The following is a 7,460-nucleotide window of genomic DNA, read 5'->3' on the forward strand; positions in this document are numbered from 1 at the left end:
TCCACCGGCTCAACGACCATCCAGATTTGTCCAACATGAGCAATCAGTCCAGACATTTCAACAATTCGCCCAGCCATTGCGGCGATACATTCGCCGGTACTTCGAGTGTATGACCGCCTGAACAACGCAGCCTCAAGTAATCTGTAACCGGCACAGCCGGTGTAATCGTCACCGGTACCATTGATCCCGGTTGACTACGCAATTGCGTTCTCCGGTAAGTACGCAGCCAGTTTCCAAAAGTCTTGCTGTTCAGGCCATGCTTGCGACAATAAGACGTCTGCGACAATCCGCTCGACTGCCACGCCCTGATATGACGTAACTGCTGTTCCTGTGTAGTCATCGCTCATCCTCCTTTGAAAATGCCCGAGGATAAACAGATCTGATTCTAATTTATAGATGGCGGGGTTGGACGCTTACAATATATTGCCAGAATATATGGGTAACGCAGCCGAGGGCCGCGTCATTGTTGCGCACCTTGGGCAAGGCGCCAGCATGTGCGCAATGCAGTCGCGCAAAAGTATTGCCACCACCATGTCCTTCAGCCCGCTGGATGGATTGCCCATGGGTACCCGTTGCGGCACACTGGACCCTGCCGTGGTTTTTTTTCTGGTGAAAGAAAAAGGAATGGATATTGACGCTGTCAGTGATCTTCTGAATTATCAATCAGGTCTGATCGACGTATCCGGAATCAGCAGCGATATGCAGGAATTGCTGGACAGCAATGATCTTCATGCGAAAGAAGCAATTGATCTATTTGTTTATCGGGCAAATCGGGAACTGGGTTCACTGACCGCAGCCTTAAGCGGCCTGGACGCACTTGTTTTTACAGCCGGTATCGGTGAACATGCTCACCGTATTCGCGAACGGATTTGCCGCCACGCATCCTGGCTAGGTATCCATATTGATAAAGCGGCAAATGTAATCGGCAGGCATCAGATCAGCACCACAAAAAGTCCAGTATCTGTATGGGTTGTTCCAACCGATGAGGAGCGCATGATCGCCCGCCATGTAACAAATACTATCGAAAAAAATTACTGTATCTAGTTGTTTTTTAGTTATTATTTTTTCGGAACAATAACAAAATGATTTGTTCAACCATTTAAGACCTGATAACAAAGCTGGAACCGGTCGTATCATCTTGTGAAGGAGCAGGAAATGGAACAGACCAGTATTGAATCATCCTCCCGGCCTCAGCCACTATCGATCGAGGAACTGCGTAAGATAAACGCCTATTGGAAGGCATCAAATTATCTGTCCGTTGGCCAGATCTACCTGCTCGACAATCCGCTTTTAACGAAACCGCTGACCCTGGAACATATCAAACCCAGATTGCTCGGGCACTGGGGAACCACGCCAGGATTAAACTTCATATACACGCACCTGAACCGGATCAATAAAACAAACAAACTGAACATGATATACGTTACCGGCCCCGGTCACGGCGGTCCCGGCTTTGTCGCCCACACCTGGCTTGAAGGCACATACAGTGAAATTTACCCCAGCGTACCGCAAAATGAGTCAGGCATGAAGAAACTGTTCAGACAGTTTTCTTTTCCTGGCGGAATTCCGAGTCACTGCGCGCCCGAAACGCCTGGTTCGATTCATGAAGGCGGAGAGCTGGGCTATGCGCTCTCGCACGCGTACGGTGCAGTTTTTGACAATCCCGATCTCATTGCATGTTGCGTTGTTGGCGATGGTGAAGCGGAGACCGGCCCGTTAGCAACCGCATGGCATTCCAACAAATTTCTGAACCCCGTCCTGGATGGAGCAGTACTACCCATACTGCATCTGAACGGCTATAAAATAGCCAATCCGACTGTGCTCGCACGTTTAAGTCATGAAGAGCTTGAAAGTCTTTTCGTTGGATATGGTCATACACCCTACTGGGTCGAAGGATCTGACCCCGAAACCATGCATCAGAGCATGGCGGCCACACTCGACACTGTTATCACTGACATCAAGGCCATTCAAACTAATGCACGGAAAACCGGGAATGTAACGCGTCCACGCTGGCCGATGATAATCCTGCGCACGCCAAAAGGCTGGACCGGCCCCGCTGAGGTGGGCGGTTTGAAAACGGAAGGTTATTGGCGCTCACACCAGGTTCCATTGGCAGAATTATCTACCAAGCCGGAACATATCCAACTGCTGGAACAATGGATGAAAAGCTACAAACCGGAGCAGTTATTTGACAAAAACGGCGCATTAAGACTCGAGCTTGCTGAACTGGCCCCCGAGGGTCCCCGTCGTATGAGCGCCAATCCGCACACCAATGGTGGATTGTTACTCAAGGAACTGAACATTCCAGATTTCCGTGACTATGCAGTCTCAGTACCGCATCCGGGTCAGGTAGAGGCTGAATCAACCCGCATCATGGGTTATCTATTACGCGATGTCATGAAACTCAACGATCGCTCGCGCAATTTCCGCGTAATGGGACCGGACGAAACAAACTCAAACCGTCTTGGTGCATTGTTTGAAGTTACTGATCGCACCTGGATGGCTGAAATACTCCCGGACGATGATCATCTTGCACCGAACGGCCGGGTGATGGAAATTCTCAGTGAACATACCTGCCAAGGCTGGCTTGAGGGATATCTGTTGACCGGTCGCCACGGAATTTTTTCCTGTTATGAAGCGTTCATCCATATTGTTGATTCCATGTTCAACCAGCATGCCAAATGGCTAAAGGTCAGCAAGGAAATTCCCTGGCGACGCCCCATCGCATCGTTGAATTACTTGCTGACATCCCATGTCTGGCGTCAGGATCACAATGGCTTTTCGCATCAGGATCCTGGCTTCATTGATCATGTCGTCAATAAAAAAGCCGACATCATTCGTGTTTTCCTTCCACCTGACGCCAATACGCTGCTGACTGTCACGGATAAATGCCTGCGTAGTCGAGACTTCATCAATGTCATTGTTGCCGGCAAACAGCAGCAGCCGCAATGGCTGAGTATCGATGCCGCCATCAAGCACTGAAGCGCCGGCATCGGCATCTGGGAATGGGCAAGTAACGACCAGGGGAAAGAACCGGATGTAGTCATGGCCTGCGCGGGCGATGTCCCTACTCTTGAAACGCTTGCTGCTGTCGAATTGCTTCGTCAGCAAGCCCCCGAACTGAGAATTCGGGTCATCAATATCGTCGATCTGATGACCCTGCAGCCCAGAGAAGAACATCCGCATGGATTACCGGATAAGGATTTTGACGCCATGTTTACAAAAGATAAACCCATCATCTTCGCTTATCATGGTTACCCCTGGTTGATTCACCGGCTGACCTACCGTCGTACCAATCATAACAATCTGCATGTGCGTGGTTACAAGGAAGAAGGCACCACTACGACACCATTTGATATGGTCGTACGTAACGACCTGGACCGTTTTCATTTGGTAAGCGATGTCGTGGATCGTGTCGCCAAACTAAATCAGACTGGTGGATATATAAAACAGTTTGTCCGCGACAAGCTTATTGAGCACCGCCACTTTATAACAACCTATGGAAAGGATATGCCCGAGATCATCAACTGGAAATGGTCAGGAACATATCATTGAAAACCGTTGAATGATTTTCAACACACTCTTGTCTCGTACATATGAATACAAACAGTGAACGAAACTCACGAGAACCCATGACAATACCGCTACTGATGATTCATTATCATCAGGATCTGCCTTCCGATCTGATTCTCCTTGTGGAACAAATCGCAGAGCTGGCGACTGACCTGCGCTGGACCTGGAGCCATGCCGGCGATACTGTATGGAAAGCAATGGATCCCGTGCTATGGGAACAGAGTGAAAATCCATTGGTCGTCTTGCAGAATCTGTCCCGTGAGCGCCTGGAAGAACTCAATCGAAATGCTCAGTTCAAACACCATTTGAACAATCTGTCCGAGGCGCGCAGCACTTACTGCAACTGCTGTGGATGGTTTGGAGAAGTGTATGCGGATTCACCTTTAAAAGGTGTGGCCTATTTCAGTATGGAGTTCGGTCTGGGCCAGGCTCTGCCTTTATACGCGGGGGGGCTTGGCGTACTGGCGGGTGATTATCTCAAAGCAGCAAGCGATCTGGCCGTACCGGTAACTGCAATCGGCCTGCTCTACCAGGAGGGTTATTTCCGCCAGATTCTTGATGAAACACTATGGCAACAAGAAGTCTATCCCTACAACGACTCCAGCACTATGCCGCTGTGGCCGGTACTCGCGCATAATGGCGCCTGGCTGTCCATTCCTATTGAACTGCCGGGCCGTACTGTGCGCCTGCATGTCTGGGAAGTAAGGGTTGGTCGGATTCGCTTGTTTCTGCTCGACAGCAATGATCCCTTGAACAGCCCGCTGGATCGCGGTATCACCAGCAAATTATACGGTGGCGGAGAAGAAATGCGTCTGGTTCAGGAAATTGCACTGGGTATAGGTGGTTGGCGATTGATCCAGGCTTTGGGGCTCGAGATTGATGTCTGCCATCTGAACGAAGGTCACGCGGCATTTGTAACCTTGGAGCGGGCACGTTGCTTTATGGAAAAAAATCAGGTGGATTTCTGGCAAGCCCTCTGGACCACCCGGCCCGGCAACCTGTTTACCACACACACGCCGGTAGCCGCCGGTTTTGATTCATTTCCACGCGATTTAATCGCTAAGTACGGCGTCATTTATGCGAAGGCGCTGGATGTAGCCCTTGAAAAACTGATAGCTCTGGGACGCCGCAACGGCAACGATAGCGATGAGCCATTCAATATGGCATATCTGGCGGCGCGCACCTGCGCCAGAGTCAATGGCGTGAGCCACCTGCACCGTACGGTTAGCCAGGGTATTTTCCAGAGCCTCTACCCGTCATGGCCGTCATGCGAAGTGCCCGTAACATATGTAACCAATGGCGTTCATGTACCGTCATGGGATTCACCCTGGGCCGATGAAATCTGGACCCGCACTTGTGGCAAGGATCGCTGGCTCAGCTCCGAGAACACACTGGCATCTGCAATCGAATTGCTTGACGATGAGGTTTTATGGGATTTTTGCGGTCAGGAACGTGCTGATCTGGTACGGCATGCACGCCAGAGGCTTCGCAGACAGTTTGAACACCGTGCCTTAAAAACTGATACCGTTCAGCAGGTGGATCAGATTCTTGATCCCAATATACTCACACTTGGATTTGCCCGCCGCTTCACCGCTTACAAGCGCCCTAACCTGCTGCTGCATGACCCCGAACGACTGATCAATCTGTTACTCAACCCGGAAAAACCGGTACAGATTGTCGTTGCTGGCAAGGCGCATCCTAACGATACCGAAGGTAAACGCTTTATTCAGCAATGGGCCAAATTTGCCGAGCGCCAGGAAGTCCGTAAACGTGTGGTTTTTCTTGAAGATTACGATATTGCACTCGCGCAGGAAATGGTTCAGGGTATCGATGTGTGGATTAACACACCGCTTCGTCCCTGGGAAGCAAGTGGCACCAGCGGCATGAAAGTACTGGTCAATGGCGGTTTGAATCTCTCGGAACTGGACGGATGGTGGGCCGAAGCACACACGCCAGATGTCGGCTGGGCGCTCGGCGACGGCATGACACATCACGAACCGGAATGGAACCACATAGAAGCAGAACAATTGTATCGCCTGCTGGAAGAAGAAATTGTACCCATGTTCTATAATCGCGATGCAGCAGGCATTCCCCGCGCATGGGTGGCAAAAGTACGCGCAAGCATGTCAACGCTCGCACCGCAATTCAGCACCAACCGCATGGTACGTGAATATGTCGAAAAACTGTACATGCCTGCTGCTATTGGCTTTCATAACCGTATTGCTCAAGGCGGAAAAATTGGCAAAAAATTGCACCGATGGAATGAACAGCTCGTCCAGTTTTGGAATGATGTTCATTTGAGTAATCTGTCCATATCCGCAGAAAACGAAGGCTGGACATATGAAATACAGGCTTATTTCGGAGAAATTTCTCCCGAATCCGTTGAAGTTCAGATTTACGCAGACCCGATCGAGCCTGACACTGCTCCAGTCTGCCTGGAAATGCACCAGCATGCCCGAATACCTGGAACCGTCAACGGGTATGTATATAAAGGCAATATAAACACCTCTCGCCCTTACGCCGATTTTACACCCCGGGTCGTCGCATGCCATCACGATGCGCTGATACCTGCTGAAAATAACCTTATTTTGTGGTGGTCAGGTGATAAAGTACTGTCGTGAAGTGATGTGTGGACACATGTTTGAAAGGAGGCATGATGAAGACAACCAGTCCGTTGCAGAAACTCAAAACACTGGGACAAAGTGTATGGCTCGACTATATCCAGCGCGGCATCCTCGACAATGGCGAGGTCGCCAGAATGATAATAAGCGACGGTTTGGCCGGCATCACTTCCAATCCCGCCATTTTTGAAAAGGCAATCATTGAACATGACGATTACGACCAGGCAGTAACGTTACTCGCCCGAAACGGAACCAGTGCCAGCGAGATATATGAAATACTGGCTATTGAAGACGTTCAACGGGCCGCTGATTTGTTCCGCCCGGTTTATGAAGAATCGAACGGGCAGGATGGCTTTGTCAGCCTGGAAGTGTCTCCTTATCTTGCATATAACACGGAAAGCACAGTTGCTGAAGCCAAACGTTTGTGGATAAAACTGGATCGACCCAATGTGATGATCAAAGTCCCTGCCACTCGCGATGGCCTGCCAGCAATCACGCAATTAATCACCGCCGGCATAAACGTGAATGTTACCCTGTTGTTCGGAATTACGCGCTATCAGGAAGTCGCTAATGCCTTTATCGGCGGACTGCAAAAACGCGCCTCGCAACACAAACCCATAGAACATATTGCCTCGGTAGCGAGCTTTTTTCTGAGTCGAATTGATACACTGGTAGACAAGCAACTTGATAAGCTTGCTGAAAATGAATCAGTGAATATTACACACCCGCTGCGCGGCCAGGCTGCTGTCGCCAGCGCCCGACTGGCTTATCAGCACTACCGTAAGTGGACAGACAGCGAATACTGGCAGGAACTGGCCCGAAAAGGCGCGCGGCCACAGCGCCTGTTATGGGCAAGTACAAGCGCAAAAGATCCTGCATACAGCGATATCAAATATATCGAGCCGCTCATTGGTCGTGAAACGGTCAATACAATGACATTACAAACCCTGTCGGCTTACCGTGATCATGGACAACCTGCAGAACGAATTGAGCAGGAACTGGATATGGCCGCAGTCATACCGAGGCAACTTGGTGAACTCGGCATAGATCTTGAGGTAGTCAGCAAGCAACTGGAAGAGGAAGGCGTGCAAGAATTTATAGATCCCTACCATACCTTGCTGGAAAATTTGGAACAAAAACGCTTCAGCCTGATCGGATGATCGTCTGATTTTGTTGACACCGGTCGAAAATTGACCAGAAAAAGCTAGTTGTACCGGTTGAAAATTGACCAGGTAATTCACGTATCCTGCCTAAATTTTAGGCAGG

Annotated in this window: 4 protein-coding genes and 1 pseudogene; 4 read left to right on the forward strand and 1 reads right to left on the reverse strand. The window is 50.0% G+C overall.

Annotated elements, in window-relative coordinates:
• Window positions 1-43: 43 nt before the first annotated feature.
• The gene (gene tnpA / locus BMX44_RS16005) at window positions 44-340 is read right to left on the reverse strand and encodes an IS66 family insertion sequence element accessory protein TnpA (protein ID WP_090631131.1); all 297 of its coding nucleotides are present in this window, start codon (window positions 338-340) and stop codon (window positions 44-46) included.
• A 56-nt stretch (window positions 341-396) separates the two neighbouring features.
• On the opposite strand from tnpA, the gene BMX44_RS16010 reads away from it, so the two are divergent.
• From BMX44_RS16010 to tal, 4 genes and pseudogenes are all read left to right on the forward strand, one after another.
• The gene (locus BMX44_RS16010) at window positions 397-1,044 is read left to right on the forward strand and encodes a hypothetical protein (RefSeq protein WP_090634890.1); all 648 of its coding nucleotides are present in this window, start codon (window positions 397-399) and stop codon (window positions 1,042-1,044) included.
• Window positions 1,045-1,155: 111 nt separating this feature from the next.
• Window positions 1,156-3,555: pseudogene (locus BMX44_RS16015) on the forward strand (phosphoketolase family protein).
• Window positions 3,556-3,632: 77 nt separating this feature from the next.
• Window positions 3,633-6,194, forward strand: coding sequence for an alpha-glucan family phosphorylase (gene glgP, locus BMX44_RS16020; protein ID WP_090634892.1), 2,562 nt, complete (start codon window positions 3,633-3,635; stop codon window positions 6,192-6,194).
• A gap of 35 nt (window positions 6,195-6,229) precedes the next feature.
• A complete protein-coding gene (gene tal / locus BMX44_RS16025) occupies window positions 6,230-7,354 on the forward strand; it encodes a transaldolase (RefSeq protein WP_090634895.1) in 1,125 nt (374 codons plus the stop codon).
• The last annotated feature ends 106 nt before the right edge of the window (window positions 7,355-7,460 follow it).

The sequence above is a fragment of the Nitrosomonas marina genome, from assembly GCF_900110145.1.
GTDB lineage: Bacteria > Pseudomonadota > Gammaproteobacteria > Burkholderiales > Nitrosomonadaceae > Nitrosomonas > Nitrosomonas marina.

Coding starts and splice junctions, on each gene's coding strand:
- tnpA (WP_090631131.1), bottom strand. CDS start 340: ATGACTACACAGGAACAGCAGTTACGTCATATCAGGGCGTGGCAGTCG.
- tal (WP_090634895.1), top strand. CDS start 6,230: ATGAAGACAACCAGTCCGTTGCAGAAACTCAAAACACTGGGACAAAGT.
- BMX44_RS16010 (WP_090634890.1), top strand. CDS start 397: ATGGCGGGGTTGGACGCTTACAATATATTGCCAGAATATATGGGTAAC.
- glgP (WP_090634892.1), top strand. CDS start 3,633: ATGACAATACCGCTACTGATGATTCATTATCATCAGGATCTGCCTTCC.